The 20715-nt window shown below is 50.6% G+C and carries 20 protein-coding genes; 19 read left to right on the top strand and 1 reads right to left on the bottom strand.

Translation table 11 applies throughout. The features are described from left to right. The first annotated feature begins 73 nt into the window (after window positions 1-73). The 15 genes from CHH28_RS03900 to CHH28_RS03825 all read left to right on the top strand — a co-directional run bounded on the left by CHH28_RS03900 (window position 74) and on the right by CHH28_RS03825 (window position 14385). Complete coding sequence (locus CHH28_RS03900) at window positions 74-463, top strand: Mor transcription activator family protein (RefSeq protein ID WP_157729765.1); 390 nt, start codon at window positions 74-76, stop codon at window positions 461-463. Window positions 464-474: 11 nt separating this feature from the next. After that, entirely contained in the window at window positions 475-936 is a 462-nt protein-coding gene (locus CHH28_RS03895; protein ID WP_199243999.1) for an N-acetylmuramoyl-L-alanine amidase, read from the top strand. A 29-nt stretch (window positions 937-965) separates the two neighbouring features. Continuing rightward, window positions 966-1355 carry a 3TM-type holin gene (locus CHH28_RS03890; protein ID WP_094059076.1) on the top strand — a complete coding sequence of 130 codons (390 nt, stop codon included), beginning with the start codon at window positions 966-968 and terminating at the stop codon, window positions 1353-1355. Window positions 1356-1365: 10 nt separating this feature from the next. Then, window positions 1366-1572, top strand: coding sequence for a hypothetical protein (locus CHH28_RS03885; RefSeq protein WP_094059075.1), 207 nt, complete (start codon window positions 1366-1368; stop codon window positions 1570-1572). Further along, window positions 1560-1904: a DUF2730 family protein gene (locus CHH28_RS03880; RefSeq protein WP_094059074.1), complete on the top strand. Its 345-nt coding sequence runs from the start codon at window positions 1560-1562 to the stop codon at window positions 1902-1904. The genes CHH28_RS03885 and CHH28_RS03880 overlap by 13 nt, the downstream gene beginning before the upstream one ends. A gap of 192 nt (window positions 1905-2096) precedes the next feature. Further along, window positions 2097-2474 (top strand): hypothetical protein, encoded by a 378-nt coding sequence (locus CHH28_RS03875; protein ID WP_094059073.1) that lies wholly within the window; start codon window positions 2097-2099, stop codon window positions 2472-2474. Between the two features lie 23 nt (window positions 2475-2497). Further along, window positions 2498-3433, top strand: coding sequence for a phage tail tube protein (locus tag CHH28_RS03870; protein WP_094059072.1), 936 nt, complete (start codon window positions 2498-2500; stop codon window positions 3431-3433). A gap of 10 nt (window positions 3434-3443) precedes the next feature. Continuing rightward, the gene (locus tag CHH28_RS03865) at window positions 3444-3767 is read left to right on the top strand and encodes a hypothetical protein (RefSeq protein ID WP_094059071.1); all 324 of its coding nucleotides are present in this window, start codon (window positions 3444-3446) and stop codon (window positions 3765-3767) included. 23 nt (window positions 3768-3790) lie between these two features. Further along, a complete protein-coding gene (locus CHH28_RS03860; protein ID WP_094059070.1) occupies window positions 3791-4108 on the top strand; it encodes a DUF1799 domain-containing protein in 318 nt (105 codons plus the stop codon). Further along, window positions 4101-9680, top strand: a complete 5580-nt coding sequence (locus tag CHH28_RS03855) for a DUF4214 domain-containing protein (RefSeq protein WP_094059069.1) — start codon at window positions 4101-4103, stop codon at window positions 9678-9680. Before CHH28_RS03860 ends, CHH28_RS03855 begins: the two co-directional genes overlap by 8 nt. Continuing rightward, a complete protein-coding gene (locus CHH28_RS03850) occupies window positions 9677-10576 on the top strand; it encodes a hypothetical protein (protein WP_094059068.1) in 900 nt (299 codons plus the stop codon). Before CHH28_RS03855 ends, CHH28_RS03850 begins: the two co-directional genes overlap by 4 nt. Then, window positions 10573-11865, top strand: coding sequence for a glycine-rich domain-containing protein (locus tag CHH28_RS19815; protein WP_157729763.1), 1293 nt, complete (start codon window positions 10573-10575; stop codon window positions 11863-11865). Before CHH28_RS03850 ends, CHH28_RS19815 begins: the two co-directional genes overlap by 4 nt. Next, a complete protein-coding gene (locus CHH28_RS03835; RefSeq protein ID WP_157729762.1) occupies window positions 11853-12071 on the top strand; it encodes a hypothetical protein in 219 nt (72 codons plus the stop codon). Before CHH28_RS19815 ends, CHH28_RS03835 begins: the two co-directional genes overlap by 13 nt. A gap of 395 nt (window positions 12072-12466) precedes the next feature. Beyond that, window positions 12467-14059 (top strand): hypothetical protein, encoded by a 1593-nt coding sequence (locus CHH28_RS03830; RefSeq protein ID WP_157729761.1) that lies wholly within the window; start codon window positions 12467-12469, stop codon window positions 14057-14059. A gap of 89 nt (window positions 14060-14148) precedes the next feature. Continuing rightward, on the top strand, window positions 14149-14385 hold the full coding sequence (locus tag CHH28_RS03825) for a hypothetical protein (protein WP_094059063.1): 237 nt from the start codon (window positions 14149-14151) through the stop codon (window positions 14383-14385). An 84-nt stretch (window positions 14386-14469) separates the two neighbouring features. Here the strand turns inward: CHH28_RS03825 and argH are convergent, their stop codons facing one another. After that, complete coding sequence (gene argH / locus CHH28_RS03820) at window positions 14470-15861, bottom strand: argininosuccinate lyase (protein WP_094059062.1); 1392 nt, start codon at window positions 15859-15861, stop codon at window positions 14470-14472. Window positions 15862-16122: 261 nt separating this feature from the next. Between argH and CHH28_RS03815 the strand changes: the two genes are divergently transcribed. The 4 genes from CHH28_RS03815 (at window position 16123) to cydB (ending at window position 20671) form a co-directional block, all read left to right on the top strand. Beyond that, the gene (locus CHH28_RS03815; RefSeq protein WP_157729760.1) at window positions 16123-17175 is read left to right on the top strand and encodes a sensor histidine kinase; all 1053 of its coding nucleotides are present in this window, start codon (window positions 16123-16125) and stop codon (window positions 17173-17175) included. Further along, window positions 17172-17903, top strand: coding sequence for a LytR/AlgR family response regulator transcription factor (locus CHH28_RS03810; RefSeq protein WP_094059060.1), 732 nt, complete (start codon window positions 17172-17174; stop codon window positions 17901-17903). The genes CHH28_RS03815 and CHH28_RS03810 overlap by 4 nt, the downstream gene beginning before the upstream one ends. A 393-nt stretch (window positions 17904-18296) precedes the next feature. Continuing rightward, on the top strand, window positions 18297-19661 hold the full coding sequence (locus CHH28_RS03805) for a cytochrome ubiquinol oxidase subunit I (RefSeq protein WP_094059059.1): 1365 nt from the start codon (window positions 18297-18299) through the stop codon (window positions 19659-19661). Continuing rightward, the gene (cydB, locus tag CHH28_RS03800; protein ID WP_094059058.1) at window positions 19661-20671 is read left to right on the top strand and encodes a cytochrome d ubiquinol oxidase subunit II; all 1011 of its coding nucleotides are present in this window, start codon (window positions 19661-19663) and stop codon (window positions 20669-20671) included. The genes CHH28_RS03805 and cydB overlap by 1 nt, the downstream gene beginning before the upstream one ends. Window positions 20672-20715: the final 44 nt, after the last annotated feature.

Genomic DNA, 20715 nt, shown 5'->3' with positions numbered 1-20715 from the left:
GCCATGCTGCCTCAAAAATGAGTCACATGGCGTCGCCGTCTCACTTCATGTGCCGCAGAAGGAGTCAGTCAAGGTGACCGAAAAAGTACCAAGCATAGGACATTGGGCAGAGCACATTAACAACCTATCGGAGGCCGATAAAAAACAGTGGGCGCGGGACTACTGCGCCATCGCCGACGTATACATCCGCACGCTACTCACCATGGGCTACGACGACACCGCGGCCGACAAGCTGACGCAAGCGTTACTGGCCGAGCTGACCAGTTATTGTGGCGGGCGACATATTTATTTCCCCAAGCGTGATCGCTTGGATTCCAGCTTGCGTGACGATGCGCTGTTCCGTGATTGGTCTGAGCTGGGGGTAAAACCCTGCGATCTGGCCGAAAAATATGGCATCAGCAGAACCCATGTGTACCGGGTGATCAACAAAAAACGAGCAGCAAAACGCGCGCGGGCGCATTAAAGGAGGTGACCATGGGCAACTATCAACCACTCTCCGAGCTGGACACTATAATTATTCACTGCAGCGATACCCCGAATGGCCGTCAGCACAACGCCATTGATATTGATGATTGGCATCATCAGCGCGGTTTTAAACGCAACTTAATCATTGAACCGCACCATCAACCGCATTTGACCGCCATTGGCTATCACTTCGTGATCTGCCTCGATGGCAGTATCGAAGCGGGGCGGCCACTCAATGAAAGCGGCGCGCATGCACGTGGGTATAACCGTGGCTCGGTGGGTATTTGTTTAATAGGCCGTGATCAATACACCAAAGCTCAGTGGACAGCATTGGAAAAATTAGTCCTGCTATTAGAAAAGCAACTGCAAAAAGAACTTAACGTTATTGGCCACAATCAGGTCAGCAACAAACGCTGCCCAGGTTTTGATGTGCAGCAGTGGATGTACCAAACCTGGGACGAAGAGCACTAACACACAATGGCAACTGCCGAGGAGGCAAAATGCTATGGGACAGCACATTCGATAGCATCTTAAAAAACGTCACCAAGCTGATTGACAACCTTCATACGTCCAATGAAGAAAAGGCAAAAATACAAAGCCAGCTAGGTGTTGCCGAAATCACTTTAAAAAAAGCCATTCTTGCCAGCGAGCAAGCCATTATCGACAGTCAGCAAAAAGTCCTGGTGCAAGAAGCCAAAGGCGAAAGCTGGCTACAAAGAAACTGGCGCCCAATCACCATGCTGACCTTTTTAGTGCTGGTGGTATTGGATACCTTTGGTTTAACGCAATTTCGTTTGAGTGACCAGGCTTGGAGCTTATTGCAAATTGGTATTGGTGGGTATGTGGTAGGACGCAGCTGCGAAAAGCTGGTACCCGTACTAAAAAAATAACGAGGGAATTATGAAACATGATATCGACTGGTATGACGAATTGACTGACGAACAGTTGATGAATCTACCGAATGATGCGCATATGGCGGCTTATATCAACGATCATCGGCTCTGCAGCTATTGTGGTGATTCGCTAGAAAGCTATCAGCATCGACAAAAGCACTACTGCGATGAATGTGCTGAACAAGCCGCATTTGATGACCTATGCCAGAGCTAGATTATCGCGCCCTAAAATTCTGGTTTGATATTGCTCAGCTGGCGGTACTAGCGCTGTTTGCAACCTATACTTGGATGCTAAGTCGCTACAAAGCCAATGAGTCCAGCATTGTAAAAACCAAAGAGCAGCTGACACTGTCTATGCAAAAAATCGATGAACGTGTTGCGCATTTAGAAGCAGAGCTGGCGCATGCACCGAGTCATGAAGATATGACGGTATTGCATTCGAGAATTAATGAAGCTGCGCAAAAGCTAACCAGTGTTCAGGGCGAGCTAAAGCAGATGAACAATACCATGCAGTTAATGCATCAACATCTGCTCAATAAAAAATAGTTGTCACCTAGATTGGAACACTAGGTAACAAAAAACCACTATCATTCACAACATAATATGAAAGGCGCAGTTAACTATCTGGCGTCATTTAAATCACCTAAACGAATAACATGGATTATGCCAATAGGTGACAAAAAACAAATATTATAGCGAACATTGAGTAGGGGCTTCCCCAAAAAGTTGAGGTGACAATTGAATATTGAAAGCTTATTACAAGCCATTTCAACGGACCTCGCTCAGGTCGACGGTGTTAATACAAGCAAACTGGGCCTGGAAGAAGCACCGAACGAATCGGACTACCCGCTGGTACGTATTGTTCCTGTCCGTTTAAGTCAGGAAACAAACAGCAGCGGCAGTCGTGAGCTTGAGGTCCATATTTATTATGGCGACACCATCAATAATCAAACCACGTTGCAGCAGGTGTATATCACCAATTGCCAACTTGAACGACACATTGATGAGCGTATGAGAAATGGCCAATGGTTGGCCATGAATAAACAAACTGAAATGCAATATGAAGCACAGCCAGAGCAGAAGCTGTTTCGCTCCACTTATAGCCTTCATATATAACCGAATTACTCTTAGGAGACACGATGAAGAATCGTACAAATCGCCGCCTGTTGTTGGCAGCCATTGAAAATACCTACGGTGACGACGCAGCACCAACCGCAGCATTAAATGCAGTATTGACCCGATCCATCTCACTGACGCCCCTGGCGGGTGAGGACGTTCAGCGCCAACTGGATCGGCCGTACTTTGGTAATGCTCAAACCATTGCTGGTGAAAAACACGTTGAACTGACGGTGGAAGTTGAGCTGGCTGGCTCCGGCACCGCCGGTAATGCACCGGCTTGGTCGCCACTAATGCGCGCTTGTGGTTTTAAAGAAACCGTCAATGCCGGTACCGATGTAGTCTATGACCCAGTGACAGGTGCAGAAGAGTCGCTGACCGCGTACATCAACCGTGACAGCGTATTGCACAAATTTACCGGTGGCCGTGGCTCAGTGTCCTTCACTTTTGACGTGAATAACATCCCTGTCATGAGCTTTACCTTTAAAGGTCTGTTCTCGCCCATCGCCAATGGCGATATGCCAACCGATGCCGATTTCAGCGCTTACCAAACACCAATGCCAGTAACGGCGGCCAATACACCGGCCTTTACCCTGCATGGCCAGGCACTGAGCTTTAACCAGCTGTCGATGGACATGGCCGTCGAGGTGGTCAAACACCAGGTGGTGGGTAATAGCTCGTCCATTGAAATTAATGGTCGTGCGCCGAGTGGCAGCGCCACGGTAGAAGAGCCGGATCTGGCCACCATCAACCTGTACGAAAAAGCACGTAACGGTGACCTGGGTACGCTAAGCCTGACGCATGGCACCGATGCCGGCAACATCGTCCAGATCGACTGCCCGCAAGTGGGCACCGGTGCGCCTACCGAGTCTGACCTCAATGGCATGCAAATGCTGCAAATCCCGCTGACGATTAATCCAAACAGCGGCAACGACGAAATTCGTATCACAGTTAAGTAAGGAAAATCACATGTTTAAGATCAAAACTGACCGTACCTACCAATACCCAGTCGCCGTTACCTACCGTGAAGGCAACGAAGAAAAACAAGGTGAATTCACCGGTATTTTTAAAACGCTGAATATGGCCGAGCTTGAGCGCGTCGGTGCAGACGATGAAAAAGCGCTGGACGTTGTATTTGTAGGTGCCGAAGGCGTAGAGATGGAAGGCCATGATGGTCAGAGCTTAAGCGGTGACGACATGCTCGCAGCCCTGCGCTCTGATCCTGACATCTCGCAAGCCATTTGGGCCGCCTATCAGGATAGCTACGCAAAAAAGGGCCAGAGCAAAACTTAAAAGATGCAGGCCGTGCCTGGGTGATGGGAGCATCAGCCGGGCACGAATCACTCGAAGATGATCTCGGTGCCTTTGGTTTAGCAAGCAACGCATATGATCATCTTCAGCCGCCTGAAGAATTTCAACTGTATGAGGAAAACTGCCTCGCTTTTGAGGTGTTTTGCTCATGCAGCACCCAATGGCGGTTTGCCGGTATGTCCGGTGTGCAGACAGGCCTCGATTACAGTGCGGTGGAATCGGTCATGCGAATGATGAATATCGAAAAAACCGCAGAAACCTTTCAAAAAGTGCGCCTGGTAGAAATCGGCGCACTCAACGCATTGAGTGAAAAACGTGGCTAAAATCAATTTAAAACTAAAGGTCGACGTTAAAGATGCAATAGATGAAATTAACAAAGTCTATGACACAGTTAGCAAGACCACTAAGGTAGTTGAAAAGATCAGTTCTTTAGAAGGAATTGATACCAATGGAAGCTACCAAGTCGTATCCAAGCAGTTGGATACATTATCTAAAAAGTCTCAGGAGATATCTTCGGATATTAGTGCTATTTCTCCCAAGTTGGCCATCTTTGGTAAAGGATTTGAAGCAGTATCTGGCGCCGCCGATACTGCCAATCAATCGCTAAAGCTTGGGAATAGTATTGATACTCTCGGAAATAGCTTAAAAAGTAATACCGCGGAACTTCTGAACTTCTCCAATGCTGCCAATAGCTTGGCTGCAGAAAACACATTACGTAGCGACTTAGACGCTGTGGCTGGCAGCGCCAACAACCTAGCGACCACGCTGTCGTCTGCATTTCCTCAACTGAAGGGAATGGGGAGTGCGCTTCAGGCTGTGTCCAAAGGGGCAGACAGCGCTTCGTCATTACTGGACTACCGGCAACAAGTATCAGAGATGGTTGGTGCTGCCCAAGAGGGCCGTACTGCCATCGCAGAGTTGTGGCAGGTTGCCAGTGCAACAGGTGCAGAAGAAAGTATCGGTACGCGTTTAGCCAACATTTCCAGCTCTGCAGATCAGTTGGCTGCGCGAGTGCAAAAAGCTTCACCGCATCTCGAGGGGCTGTCAAAGGTATTTTCGGGTATTGCTGATGTATCAGAATTCACCGAGCAGTCGGTTGCTCTAAGCAACGAAATTGATGCCATGGCGAGCAGCGCGATTTCAGGAGCTGACGCCCTATTCGGGCTTTCGGACTCGGTAGACGGTGCTGCGGCACGTGGCGAGCTAGCGGCGCAACTGGCCTCTATCGCAGAAAATGCCACCAACCTCGAACAGCAGTTAAACGCCGCTTCTCCTGAATTGTCTGGCTTTGCAGAAGTGTTTAAAGGTGTTGCCCAAGCATCTGCGGTCGCACAGGAAGCGTTGCAGTATGGGGATACACTAGAGCTACTGATTCAAGGCGCAGACGACAGTGCCGCTGCGGTTCAGCAGCTGTTGCATACTTTTACTGACGAAAGTAGTCAGCTGTCTATGCCAGAGCGGTTTGAAAGTGCGGCCGACCAACTGAATAAAATGGCAGATACTGCCGGTCAGGCGTCACCGCATTTGCAGGGTTTGTCGACCACACTGGCGTCGATGGCAAAGGCGTCCTCACTTGCTGGAGAGACGGGCAAGCTGGGCAACACATTCGCCGATATAGTGGGTTATGCGCAAAGCAGTAGCGCTGCGCTATTGGACTTTTCCGGCTCTGCCGAAAGTGCCGCTGCACGCACCACATTGGATGAGAAGCTGGCAGGCTTTGCAACGCAAGCAATGACGCTGTCTGATCAGCTGAAAAATACATCGCCGCATTTGAATGGCATAGCATCGGCACTAGATAAAGTCGCGCAAGCCTCGGGCAGCGCTCAGCAAGCGCTGGAATTCAGTGGCGAAATCACAGAACTGGTCGCAGGGGCTGATCAAGGTAAGGCCGCGGTAGAAGACCTGATCAATATCTTTACCCAAGACGATAGCAACGCATCGACGGCCGATCGTTTCCGCCAGGCGGCGGAGCAGCTGTCTGGCATGTCTGACGCGGTTGCACAAACCTCACCGCACTTAAGCGGCCTGGCCAATATACTGGGTCAAGTGTCTGAAGCATCGGATATGGTGGCGCAAACGTCGGATCTGGGTACAGCCTTTTCCGATTTAACCAGCTTTGTAACAGACAGCTCTGCAGCGCTGATCGATTTTTCAGATTCCGCTGAGGGTGCAGCTGCTCGTGACGCACTAGAGCAGAAACTGGGCGGATTTTCCTCGCTGGCGGATGGTTTATCACAGCGCTTAGAAAAAACATCGCCAAAGCTTAAAGGTATTGCCGAGGCATTTGGTTTTGTCGCTGATGCCTCCGCCATCGCTGGTGAAGCGTTGAGTTATGGTGATGTGATTCAGGACTTTGCTAGCGGAGCCAAAAGCGCATTCGAAGGTATATTTGGCGACGATAACCCACTGGATGCGTTATCTGAATCATTAACTACAAGCGGAGACAGCTTAAAAGAAGCACTGGAGCCATCCCTGGAAGGCTTATCTGGCTTGTCCGACAGCATTCCAGAAACTTTGTCATTGCCACAGCTGGATACCAGTGAGCTGGACGGTCTACACGAGTCATATACACGCCAGTTCGCCAAAGTTGAAAAGTCGTCTAAATCGAGCGCCAAGCGCGCTGGTCAGGAGATGAATAAGCAGCTGTCGCATGCGATTGCGCAAGGTGACTGGAGTGATGCATTAGGTCCGCAGCAACTTCCTGTTGGTAATATCGAACAGTCTCTCGATGGCTTGAGTGCCAGCAGTGAAAAGACTGGCAATGCCATTGAAAAAAATCTGACCTTTGATGGCGTGGTTGCCGGGGTCAATCAGTCTCTGCAGGCGATGCAGGCGATGGAAGATGAAGGATCGGCCTCTTACAACCAGCTGGGTATCGCGATACAAGCTCTGAGTGCCATTCAAGCGGTGAGTGCGGTATTAAATCAATCGGCGGGAGATCCATATACCGCGTTTGGTCGTATGGCGGCGATGGCGGCCTCTGTTGCTTCGCTTGGTTTCAGTGTGGGCAGTATTTCTGGGTCGTTTCCCGATGATGCACAAAAACAACAGAAAAAGCAGGGGACAGGTACGGTATTTGGCGACAGTAGCGCCAAGTCCCAATCGATACAAAAAGCTCTTGATATAACGGCAAATGCAACAGAAGAACTCGTTGGTATAAACCGAGGAATGCATAATGCTCTGCTAGCATTAAGCAATGGCATTACCGGCGCGGCTTCAATAATTTCAAAAAACCAAGATGGTAAGGTCTATACCTATTCCAACGGCAAACATGAAATTAAAGAAACCAATGTATTCGATCGTTTAGGCGCAAAAAATGATCAGCTACGAAACTTTGTATCAAGCTCTGGAAATACATCGGCATTAGCGCTTGCTGCATCACCCCTATTATTGTCGAGTGTTGTCACTAGTAAGATAGCCAGCTTGGGGCTCAAAGCGCTTGGCGGTAAATCTAAGGTGACAGACAGAGGTATTGAGATTGGCGGCGGAAAATTTAAAGAACTTGATGCCGCTGGGAATATCCGTGCCTATGAAGTGACCCGATCCAAAAAATGGGCATGGAGCAAGTCGAAAAAGAGAACTGGTTATGCAGATATTACGGAAGAATCACGCAATCAGTTTTCTGAGATATTCGATTCGATGGAGCTGGCCGTATCAAAAGCAGCATCTGCGCTAGGGTTTGAAGATGGAAAAATCAAGGAGTCCATTGACAACTTTAAGGTTGAAACACAGAAGATCAGTCTTAAAGGCCTGTCTGCAGAAGAGCAAGAAAAAGAGATATCGGCAGTATTCAGTTCGATATTCGATAACCTGGCAGGCAGTGTGGTTGATTTTGCACCAGAGTTTGCTAAAGCCGGGGAAGGAACCGCCGAAACACTGATTCGAGTCGCAACTCAGGTACAAACTGTGGAAAGCGCCATGGAACGTATGGGCTTCCAGGCTAAACGTGCAAGCAGTGCAGACTTTGCCAAGATCAGTGATGACTTGATTGAAGCCGCCGGTGGCATGGATAAGTTTGTAAGCGGCATGACTAGTTTCATCGATAACTTTGCCACAGATGAGCACAAATTCGACCTGCTAGAAAGTGATTTATCTAAGGCACTAGACGGCGTTGGAATTGACGCTATACCGGCTACCCGTGAAGCCATGTGGGAGCTCATGCAAACGTTGAACGCTAGCGAAGAGTCGGGTAAAAAGCAGATTGCCGCTCTATTGGCGAGCAGTGAACTAGCAGAAAAATATTATCAAACAATTGATGAGCAAGAGCGAGCTAGGCTTGAAACAGCCTCGCAATATAAGCAGTTTGCTGACAGTTTGATGACACCAGATCAGCGCTTCAGCAGTCTAAAATCCGAGCTCGAAGATGAACTTGGGATACTCCCCAAAAGAAGGGAAGGTTTTGCTGAACTACTCAATCAGCTGGAACTTGAGAACGATGCCGACTCGGATCGTATTCAAACCATGATTGAATTACGCGATAAAGTCGAAGAGTACTACAACACGCTGGAAGAACGGGAACGCGAGCGTTTAGAACAGGCTCAGCAATCGACTGACAAAGCATTAAGCGCGTTGAGAACCGTTATCGATCGACAGATCAAATACGTTGAGGATCAGCTTCAGCTCGATAAAGAAGCGCTGGAAGCGCAGAAGAAAAATGCAATTGAAAGTGCAAAATTACGGGTAGATTCTGCCAAAGAACAAGTATCGTCGTTAAAAGAAACGGTCAAGCAGATCGGCAGCGCCTATGACTCGCTGAGGGATAAAGTTCAACCGCTACGTGACTATGATCGTCAGCAGGCGGTGTCAAAACTACAGCTGGCAGCCAGTAATGGTGTATTAACCGACGTAGGCGAGTACGCCAGCAAGGCAACGGATATCGAGTCCAGCCAGTTTGTGGATGGTGTTTCGTTTGAACGCGAGCAACGTAAGACGTTAGCGCTATTAGAGCGACTGGATGCCGATGGCAACGCTCAATTGACGACGGCAGAGAAACAGCTGCGTACGGCAGAAACACAGATCGAAACCATTGAAGCATCATTCAATAAGCAAATAAGTACCATTGAATTGGCTGCAGAAAGTCAAATAAACAATCTAGAAAGCATTTACATTAAGCAAGAAGAAGAACTGGATATCCTTCGCGGCAGTAATGAGCACCTAGGTAGTATTAAAACGCAGCTAGCCAACCTACATAATGCGATGAAAGTTGAAAAGGCGATTCAGCGCGATGTAAACAATATGAGCAAAAACGAACAGGATGTTCGTCAGCTATATTGGAAGATTTTAGGTCGTGAAGCCGATCAAGGTGGACTCAATACGTGGCTAGGTCAGCTGAACGCCGGAAAGACGCTGAAAGATGTTGAGTGGGCGATCATTCACAGCCAAGAGTTTGCTAATCAGCGTAATGACAAGTACTCGGATGTGCATGGCCGCGCAGCGGTTACGGGAGAAGTAAGGCGCCTATATCAGGAAATACTGGGGCGTATTGATGAGGGGCCTGCTGGTGTGGGGTTCTTTATTGATGAAGTTCTAACAGGGCGTCGATCACTGACGCGAGTCGAGCGAGATTTACGCTGGATTGCAATGGATGGCTCCCATGCCAAAGGCCTAAACCGCGTTCCCTTTGATGGCTATCGAGCAGAATTGCATCGCGATGAAATGGTACTAACCGCGGATGTTGCCAATACCGTGCGCCGTAACGTGCAATCCAATACACAGCAGTCGTCCGATGCATTAACTCGCAGTGTTGAAGCCATTCGCAACGAACTGGCTCTGGTACAAAGCTATTTACGCAGCATTAGCATATCGACCAGCGTGACCGCCAATACCATGGACGATTGGGACGCCGTAGGCATGCCAGCAGAGCGCCAGATCGATGTATTAGAAGGTGCAGCATGAAGATTATTAAACCGATTCAAATCCAGGCGGCTAGCTTAACCAGCAATATGGTGAATGAAGCTTATCCTGGTTGGTCACAGCAACAGTGGCCAGAAAACAGCAAAGTAATTGTTGGCAACGATATTTGGCAAGCGAATATTGCTACCACTAAACAGCCTGCGATTACCAACAACGACTGGACCCGTTTGGGTTCAGTCAACCGCTGGCGCATGTTCGACGGCACCGTGGGCAGTGAAAGCTCTGGCAACCGGCCTTTTTTCTCTGGCAACGGCCAGGGCATTCAGGTTCAGTTAACACCCAGTTCTGTGGTTAATGGCTTGGCATTATTTAATGTCTTTGCCGACAGCGTGCGCATTGAAGTAATCGACAGTAACGACGGTGTGGTATACGACAAAACCTATTCTTTGCTGGATAACAGCGGTGTATACGATTGGTATAGCTACTTTTTTCAACCGATTAAGCGCAAACGTGACTTGGTGGTGTTGGATTTACCCAACTACGGCGGCTCTGCCATTCGCATCAGCATCGCGAAACAAGGTGCCTCAGCCCGTTGCGGTATGCTGGTGATGGGCTTTCAGCATCAAATTGGCGATACGCTATTTGGTATGAACCCAGGAATTAAAGACTTTTCTACCGCCGATACCAACGAATTTGGCGAAACCAAGTTTGTAAGACGCAAAAGCGCTAAACGCCTGAGGGCACCCGTAATGGTGCCCTCTTCTAAGGCCGATTACGTTTACAACTTATTGGACGAATTGCGCTCGACGCCTGTGGTATGGATAGGCACAGAGCGGCGTGAATGCAGCTTGATATATGGCTTTTATCGTTCGCTCGATGTCGCGCAAAGCAATGCCAAATTTGATGACTTAACAATAAATATAGAGGGGTTAATATGACAAATCCTATTTTCAATGATCCACCAGTGGTTAAAAATATCGAGGCGGATTTACCTAGTCGATCCGACAGCCAAGATCAATTTACTAGTAAAGCAAATAGATTTTTTTCCTCTCTACCGGAGTGGCAACAAAGTTTGGCTGGGTTAGCAGAGTGGCAAAAAAATTGTTCTGACATGACCTATCACTATATGGAAGATGCGGAGAAAGCTGTAACAGATGCCCAGCATGCGGTAACCGACGCACAGCAGGAAGTCAGTAATGCTGCGCAGCAAGTCGTACTAGCAGCACAGCAAGTCACTTTGGCTAAAGAACAAACGGATCGTGCAGAAAACTTTACCCAGCAGATCGAAGGTGTGGTGAATTTTCAGGGAGGCTGGAGTAGTGCAACTTCAGCCAGCCCATCGACAGTACCTGTGACTTATTATCACAGCAATCAGTTCTGGTCGCTATTACAAGATCTTCCAGATGTTACCAGTATCGAACCTGGAACTGACTCAAACTATTGGGTCAGTACAGGCGCAATTATTCAGCTTGATGAGTTTAATGTTTCAGGTACATGGTTCAAACATCCAGCTGCGCGCGTTGTGTTTGTTGAATGTTGGGGTGGTGGTGGTGGTGGTGCTGCTGTTGCTAGTTATTCTAAAATGGTGGCTACTGGTGGATGTGGTGGTCAATATATCTCTCGCCTCTACTTGGCTTCCGAACTGGAGTCGGCACGTATAATTGTAGGAAGTGGCGGCCTCGGTAGAAGCTGTGAGTTTTCTTCATATCTACCCGGGCAATCGGGAGGTTCATCTTCCTTCGGTCAGTTAACAGCTTCAGGCGGGCGAGGGGGGATTGCTACAGGATTGGGTTCATATTTATCTTTTTCTGACAACTATCAATACTATCACAGCGTGTTACCTGAATTCTGTCCTATTAGTACTTTCGATGAGTCCGGTGGTGGGCGTTCAGGTATTGCAATAGGGGTGAGTAATATTGCTGCTGATGCAAACCATAGTCTTGCTATGATTTACAAGTATGCTAATGGTCAAGATTCAATGCGTGCCGGTGGTGGAGGTGGGACTGCATACATGCATTCAAGCGGTCCAATTGCTGGTGGTTATGGTAGGGGCTACATTGCTGGCGATGGAGGCAATGCGGCTAATGATCGAGCGGGTAACCCCATGGCAAGTCCTGGAAAAACCCCCGGTGGTGGAGGCGGAGGCGCGTTAGGTGCAGTCAATCATGGGAATAGTGCTTCGTCTGGCTCCGGAGGAGACGGTTTGGTGAGGGTATGGCAATGGTAAAAAATAAAGCAGCTATAGTCGAAGATGGCCAAGTCGTTAATATTGTATTGGTTGATAATCAGCAATTTTCGGAGAACATGAGTTGGGTGTTTTTGGGCGCTAATTCTCATGTAGGTATTGGCTATTTCTATGACGATTCAAGTGGTTATTTTACTGCGCCAGATCAACCTGAATTCGAAGAATCTACATCTGTAATTCCCGAATAGATAACCACGCTCCAAGCAGAGCTACAGCTCATTGAAGACGGCCTGCTGCAAGCCGTGAACGACGCGATCGAAATACTGCCTGAGCCGGAGCGATCAAAAGCCAGAGCCAAGTGGCATAAAATCCGCTATATTTATAGGGATGATCCGCTATTGGCCCTATTGCTCGTTGATGGAGTAGGGGAAAGCCAAGAGCAGGTGGGTGCTATGTTTGTAAATTCAAGTGAAATTTAATATTTTTATTTGATTTTTGGTTTTTTCTAAATTTTAAGGTGGCTTATATTCTACTGTCGGGCGGTTTATGTTTTGCAGTCAGCCGTGTGTTGTAATTTACCGTAACTTTTCTTTGTTTAGAGATTTTTATTTATTTATGTTTTTTGTTCATATCGTGGGGTTTTATGAGTTTTAATTCTTTAGATGATCTGCCTTTGATGAAAGATATCGAGATGGATCTTCCTAACCGATCCGACAGCCAGGATCAGTTTACAGATAAGGCAAACCGATTCTTTGCCTCCCTGCCTGAGTGGCAGCAATCACTCTCCAACTTTGGTGGCTGGATTCAATCTACAGCGCAGCAAACCAGTGATTTGCGGGATGAAGTAGAACAGTTTAAAGAGAACAGTGAGCTGCAGGTCGATCTTGCTAAGGTTGAGGTTCAAAATTGCCAAGCTGAAGTGGAAGGTGCTAAGCAGCAGGCTGATCGTTCTTTATCTGAAGCTGATCGAGCACAACAGCAAGCTGATCGTGCTCAGATGCATCAGCAATCTGCAGAGGTTGCTGCGGCTGCGGCAGGCAGTGCGCCTGGTTTACCGACGTTAACCGGCAAAGCTAACCAAGTGCTAACGGTTAATTCGGCTGGTGATGGTGTACACTGGCGCCAGTCGGGGAGGGTGGGTGATATTTTAGAGACGGCTGGCTCTCCACCGCCAGGTTATTTGCCGATGAATGGCGGCGAATATCGTGCTGCTGATTATCCTGAGCTAGCTCAATTAATGCCTACTGTGTGGTGGGAGAAAGTTGAGTCATTTGATACACCGGTCAACTCTGATTTGAACACGACTGTGTACTTAGGTGAAAACTGCTGGTTATGTTATAGAAATGGTTATACTGACAGGCCCGCATTTTACAGCAATAACAATGGGAAAAGCTGGCAAAGGCTTGATCATATTTTTCCGCAGTTACAGGGTGTAAATATATATGACCTGAATGCAAACCCAAAAAGTGGAATTGTTGTATTTCGTGCACAAGGCGGCGGATTTTCTAATAATCAGTTACAACGAACAAACCTGAATTTCGAAAATATCACCAAGGTTTTTTCCGCTAGCAGCAATGCTGGAGGTTTTCTCCGATGCAGCCCAAATGCCTTAACTCCTGAATGGGTGTGGGTGAATACAAACTCTGTACATTATGCAAGCCGAGACGATGGTATTAGTTGGGAGCAGCCAAGCCGTTTCAGCCACTCGAGTAATAAAGATTTTGCTCCGACCACCTCTGGGTGGCTTATTTCGAGTACAGCAGGAGCAGCATGCATTTCATCATTGTTCCAAACTAATGAAAGTTGTATTTATAGAGATTATATATATAACCATAGGCCAAACTTTCTTTCTGATTATTATACAGATGAGTCCTATGTCTATCAGAATGGTAATTCACTGCCTATTTTTAGAGGGAATGCTGAGACCGGTTTTTGTAGTGTCCCAAAGGGAGACTACAATATGTACAATGCATTTCTAGGAACCGCTGGAATTATTCTTGCTTCTCATTCCTATGGAATTATGGTCTACCACCATGAGCGTGAAATTCGCCTTCTAAATGATGGCCCGCCACTCAGCTTCGGAGAGTACAATACGTCTTTTAATCCAGAAGATGAGACAGTTGTGGTTTGTAATGGAAGCTCGATCTTCAGAATTGGCCCGGACTTAGATCGAAAACTCTTCATTCCTCGCAGACATTCAGATGTCGGCGGGATCTATATTAAAGCACTATCTTAGATGATTCTTACATACTAATAGCTAATATATGATTTTAGCTATTCGTTTCAATCTTGACTGTCTATCACTGCAACGCAATGGTTGTCTAAATGAAAAACAATAACAACACCTCCAACCCCGCCACTAGCACCTTCGAACGGGTGTTCTATCGCTATATCGCTTGGTTTCCAATCTTGGTGTTACCAGCGCTGGTATGGGAGATGATGGCCAGTGGCCAGCAGGGAATGGGCATTATCATTGCCTTGATGCATGCGGTATTGGTATTTCGTTTTGTGCAGGTGGTGGATGTGGCCAGCTGGTTTGGCAAAAAGCGAAACAAAGAATAGATTTGAGCGGGGGCCGGGTGCCCCCGCTTTTTTATGCCTGCGTCAGTGCCATTTCGACGGTTGACGCAGACGCAGTGCGTTCTATTAACGCTCTGCCAACGCTGCTTTGGCCCGGCCTGCTGCCGCACGCACCTGGTTTGGTGCGGTACCGCCAATATGGTCGCGGGCAGCAACCGAGCCCTCCAGAGTTAATACCTCAAACACATCGTCGCTGATTTGCTCAGAGAATTGCTGCAGTTCTTGCAACGCCATATCGCTTAAGTCTTTGCCGCTTTCAATGCCATAGGCCACTGCCTTGCCGACAATTTCATGGGCGTCGCGGAAGGGAATGCCTTTACGCACAACGTAGTCGGCCAAATCGGTAGCGGTAGAGAAACCGCGCTTGGCCGCTTCATACATGCTGTCTTTTTTCGCTTGCAGGTGCGGCGCCATATCGGCAAACGCTCGCAGGCTGTCGCGCAGGGTATCGACGGTGTCGAACAGCGGCTCTTTGTCTTCTTGGTTGTCTTTGTTGTAGGCCAGTGGCTGCGACTTCATCAGGGTCAACAACGAAATCATATGGCCGTATACGCGGCCAGTTTTGCCACGCACCAGCTCGGGTACGTCTGGGTTTTTCTTTTGCGGCATGATCGACGAGCCAGTGCAAAAGCGATCTGGCAAATCAATAAACTGGAACTGCGCCGATGCCCACAACACCAACTCTTCGGAGAAGCGCGACATATGCATCATGATCATCGCCGCCACACTGGTAAATTCAATGGCGAAGTCGCGGTCTGAGACGGAGTCCAGGCTGTTTTCTGTCGGGCGCTCAAAGCCCAATAGCTCGGCGGTGTAGTGGCGATCAATGGGGTAGGTGGTGCCCGCCAGTGCAGCTGCGCCGAGTGGCAGAATATTGATGCGCTTGCGGCAGTCCATCAGGCGGCTGTAGTCGCGCTGCAGCATTTCGTTCCAGGCCAATAAATGATGGCCAAAGGTCACCGGCTGCGCCGTTTGCAAATGGGTAAAGCCCGGCATAATGGTGTCGGCTTCTTGCTCGGCCAAGTCAATCAGGCCTTGCTGCAAACGTGTTAGCTCGGATGCGATGACGTCAATTTCATCACGCAGGTAGAGGCGAATATCGGTGGCGACCTGGTCGTTGCGCGAGCGGCCGGTGTGCAGCTTTTTGCCGGTGATGCCGATTTTTTGCGTTAGTGCCGCTTCGATGTTCATGTGCACATCTTCCAGCTCGACCGACCAGTTAAAGTCGCCGCGCTCGATTTCAATGCGCACTTCTTCTAGGCCGCGAATAATGTCGTCGCGCTCGGTTTCGCTTAATACGCCGACTTTGCACAGCATCTTGGCGTGGGCAATGGAGCCTTGAATGTCTTGGCGGTACATGCGCTGATCAAAGCTGACGGAAGCGGTGTAGCGAGCGACAAACGCATCGGTCGGTTCGGAAAAACGGCCACCCCAGGAGGCATTGGTCTGATCAGTCATGGCGCACCTTTTTAATAATCTCGGTTAATAATGTCGGTAAATTGCGTCGGTTGATTGTGTCGGTTGATCGTGTCGGCATTCAATTGCGGTGGCTGAGTATAGCGGCAGAGAGGTAGGCGACCCAATAGCGCTGTTGGCTCTCTTCGTAGCGCTAACGGCTCTGCAAACTGAGCGGCAAGCCACCAAATTGGCGCCGGCGGCCTTGCTAGGCAGGCTAACTGTGGCGAGACTGAAAACCATCGTGATTGTGTGAGTGTTGCCGTGAAGCCGTTATCGCCTGTGGATAGCAGCCCGTCCAAAGCCGAGCTGGACGCCTTTTTTCTGCCTGATTTGTGCAATACCCGCGCGGTGATTCTGCTGCTCGGCGTTACCGAAGCGCTGGTGCTGGCATTGACCTTGGTCGAAACCGGGCTGGAGCACTTTTCGCTGCAGCGCTTTTCGTTGGTGTCGTTTTTTGCGCTGTGGGTGGCGCTTTTGTCGGTGGCCCTGTTGTGTCAGCTGCGACGATTGATGGCGCGGCGCAGTGTGGCGTTGGCCAGCACCGCCGCCATGTTAGTGACGCAGCTGGTAACGCTGGTGGTGAGCCTCGGCAGTGAGTGGTTTTGGCCGCTGAATCAATCACCCACCGATTGGCTGTGGGTACTGCGCAATCAGCTGATTGCCGCCATTTTTGCCGCCATGGCGCTGCGCTATTTTTACGTGCAAAGCCAGTGGCGCCAGCAAGCACAAGCCGAATTGCGTTCACGCTTGGCGGTGCTGCAAGCCAACATTCGCCCGCACTTCTTTTTTAACACCCTCAATACCGTGGCCTCATTGATCGTGGTCGACCCAGACAAAGCCGAGCAAATGCTGGTTGATCTGGCGCGGCTGTTTCGTGCGGTACTGAAAGCCGACGATCGCCTGGTGCCATTGGCCACCGAGTTGCAGCTGGGGCGCGGTTATCTGGACATCGAACAGGTGCGCTTGGGCGAGCGCATGAAGCTCTACTGGCCCGAGCATGACGAACTGCCCGACATTCAGGTCCCGCAATTATTGCTGCAGCCGTTGCTGGAAAATGCCGTCTATCATGGCGTACAGCCACGTCGGCAAGGCGGAGAGATTCGTGTGACTGTGCATAGCCGCACAGACAGCTGCCGCATTGTGATCGATAATAGTTGCCCAGAAAAACCCGTCGCCAGCGAGGGCAATCGCATGGCGCAAAATAATATTCGTGCCCGCTTGCAAGCGGTGTACGACGGCGAAGCGCAGCTGCAAGCCGAGCACTTGGGCAGCCACTATCGCACCACGCTGATACTACCGAGGAAGGCAACATGACTTATCGCGTCATGCTGGTAGACGATGAACCTCTGGCGCGGGAGCGCCTAAAGCGTCTGCTGCTGGAACATGACAACTTTGACTGGGTGGCCGAAGCCGGCGACGGCGCGTCAACGGTGGAGTGGCTGCGCGATAACCCGGTCGACTTGGTATTGCTCGATATTCAAATGCCCGAACTGGACGGCCTGCAAACTGCCGCCCAGTTGCAACAGTTGCCCAACCCGCCATTAGTGGTGTTTTGCACCGCCTATGAAGAGCACGCGCTGCAGGCGTTTTCAGTGCAAGCGCTGGATTACCTACTCAAGCCAGTGGGCAAAGAAAACCTATCACGGGCGCTGCAACGTGCCAGCCAGTGGCTGCAGCAAAACCCCGAGCGGGTAGCACCCAGCAGCGGAGCTCGTACGCATTTAAGCGCTCGCACGCACTCGGGTTTGCAGCTGATTCCGGTGGAAGAGGTGCTGTTTTTTACCGCCGACCACAAATACGTGAGTGTTTATCACGAGGGCGGTGACACGCTTATCGACGACTCGCTGCGCCAGCTGGAAGACGAGTTTGGCGAGCGTTTTCTGCGCATTCATCGCAGCACGCTAGTGGCGCGCTCACGCATTGAGCGGCTGGAGTCACAACCCGGTGGTGGCCAATGTTTGTATTTGCGTGGCCACGATGAGGGCATCCCGGTCAGTCGTCGCCATGTACCCATGGTGCGCCGCGCCATGCGCGAACTGTAAGCGGTTGCTGGGTTTGCATCGCCGAGCTTTAGACTGGGGCGCCTCTGAATAATTCGGTGCCCGCTCTGGATCACCAGAGGGGTTTAGATCACGAAGCCGGTTTGCCGTTCTAGCCAGCTACAGCAAAAATCTCGCCGTTTAACCCCATCACCGCCACTACCGAGCTGCAACACAGCGTTGCTGAATTGGCGTTCCCTACGCGCGCTTTTGTCGCAGCACTGCCCCCAAGCCACGTGGTACGGTAGCCACTGTTGCGACCTTGCCACTTCCCCACATTTCTATACAGGCCGCGACGCCGGCAACTTTGGCATAATTTGTCCTGCAGGACAGAGAGTTGTGAATAGCCCCTACAGGAATGCGGGTTATTCAGAACTTTCTCACTTCGGAGGCATTATGGAAACGCTTGATGCGTTAATGCTGGCTCGGGCGCAATTTGGCGCCAACATTACCTTCCACATTCTGTTCCCTACCATCACCATCGCGCTGGGCTGGGTGCTGTTGTTCTTCAAGCTGAAGTTCAACCGCAGCGGTGACGACCAATGGATGGCCGCCTATCAGTTCTTCGTTAAGGTGTTTGCGTTGTGCTTTGCGCTGGGCGTGGTGTCCGGCATCACCATGTCGTTCCAGTTTGGCACCAACTGGCCGGGCTTTATGGAAACCGTCGGCAATATTGCCGGCCCCTTGCTGGCCTATGAAATTCTGACGGCGTTTTTCATGGAGGCGGTGTTCCTCGGCATCATGTTGTTTGGTGTTAACCGGGTGTCGAATCGGGTGCACACCATAGCCACGCTGTTGGTGGCCGTGGGAACAACACTGTCGGCTTTCTGGATTTTGGTGCTCAACAGCTGGATGCACACGCCCGCCGGGTTTGAAATGCGTGACGGCGTTGCTCATGCGACGGACTGGTGGGCGATTATCTTTAACCCGTCCATGCCCTATCGCTTGGCGCACATGCTGATGGCCTCTGGCTTGACCGCCGCCTTCTTGATTGCTGGTTTGAGCGCTTATCGCTGGTTGCGTGGCGACCGCTCGGGCGGTGTGAAAGCGGGGTTAAGGACCGGTGTTTTCCTCGCGGCGGGTCTGATTCCGCTGCAGATCTTCATGGGCGATTTGCACGGCCTCAATACCCTTGAGCATCAGCCGCAAAAAGTGGCGGCAATGGAAGGCCTGTGGCAAACCGAGCAAGGCGCTGGGCTACGTTTATTTGCCATTCCTGATGCCGAGCAGCAAACCAACCATTTTGAAATCGTTATTCCGAATCTGGCCAGTCTGATTCTGACCCACGACTGGAATGGCGAACTCAAGGGGCTGGAAGCGTTTGAGCACCATCCGCCGATGGCGCCGGTATTTTATGCCTTCCGGATTATGGTCGGCGTTGGTGTGCTGATGTTGCTGGTGTCTTGGGTCGGAGCCTGGCAGATCAAACGCCAGGGCGAGCCTAAACCTTGGCTGGCGAAAGTGCTGGTGGCCATGACCTTTGCTGGTTGGGTGGCGACGGTAGCGGGCTGGTACACCACGGAAATCGGCCGCCAGCCTTGGTTGGTGCAGGACGTATTACTCACCGCCGATGCCGCGTCTGACGTCGCTGCTGGCATGATCGCGACCACCTTAACCGGCTATCTGATTTTGTACGCACTGCTGATCAGTGCCTTTATCGGCACCCTGTTTTACATGGGGCGTCGCGCCGGGCGTTTGCCGGAGCCGACCTCCGAGCAAGCCAAACCCCTGGCCGGTGCGTTTCAGCAGGAGGGCGCGTAATGGAACTGTTAGCCACTGAAGGCCACTGGTTGGCCGTCGCTTTTGCCGTGTTGATGGGATTGTCGATCCTGTTGTACGTGATTCTGGACGGCTATGACCTCGGCGTCGGCATGCTGATGGCGCGCGCTGACGATGAGCAAAAAGACCGTATGATCGCCTCCATCGGACCGTTTTGGGACGCCAACGAAACCTGGCTGGTGCTCAGTGTGGGTTTGTTGCTGGTGGCTTTTCCTGCCGCCCACGGGGTGATTTTGTCGGAGCTGTACTTACCCGCGACGCTGATGCTAATGGCGCTGATTTTGCGCGGCGTGTCTTTTGATTTTCGCGCCAAGGCGCGCTCACAGCACAAGCAGCGCTGGGATCGCACCTTCTTTATTGGCTCGCTGCTGGCGGCGCTGACACAAGGCTACATGCTCGGTTTGTACATCATGGGCTTTGAGTCGTCCTCATCGGCGACCGTGTTTGCGCTGCTGGTGGCGGTATCGTTGGCGGCGGGCTATTGCCTGATGGGCGCGACCTGGCTGGTGATGAAAACCGAGGGCGAGCTGCAGCAACGCGCAGTGCGCTGGGCGCGCATCAGTTTGTGGCTGACGGCGCTGGGCATCGTCAGTATCTCGCTGGTGACGCCGTTGGTGAATGAGCGCATCTTTAGCAAGTGGTTCAGCATGCCGGAAATCATACTGCTGGCACCGATTCCACTGCTGACGGGGCTTTTGGTGTTGGCGCTGGATCGCCTGCTGGCGGGCATGCCGTATCGCCACGATCGCTTTTATCGTTGGCCGTTCTGGCTGGCGGGCGGCATGTTCGCGCTGTGTTTCCAGGGCTTGGCGTACAGCTTCTACCCGTACGTTGTACCTGAGCAGATGACCATTTACGGCGCCGCCGCGAGCCCCGAGTCGCTGTGGATCATCTTTATCGGCGCGCTGCTGGTGCTACCGTGCATCATTGGTTACACCATCTTTGCTTACCGCGTGTTTAGCGGCAAAGCGCAGGAGCTGAACTACTACTGACGGCAGTCATTTCGGTTGCGGCCATGGCGCTGGTATCATCAGCG

Origin of the sequence: Bacterioplanes sanyensis (assembly GCF_002237535.1) — a bacterium.
Taxonomy (GTDB): domain Bacteria; phylum Pseudomonadota; class Gammaproteobacteria; order Pseudomonadales; family Oceanobacteraceae; genus Bacterioplanes; species Bacterioplanes sanyensis_A.
This window is presented reverse-complemented; position numbering and strand designations above follow the sequence as displayed.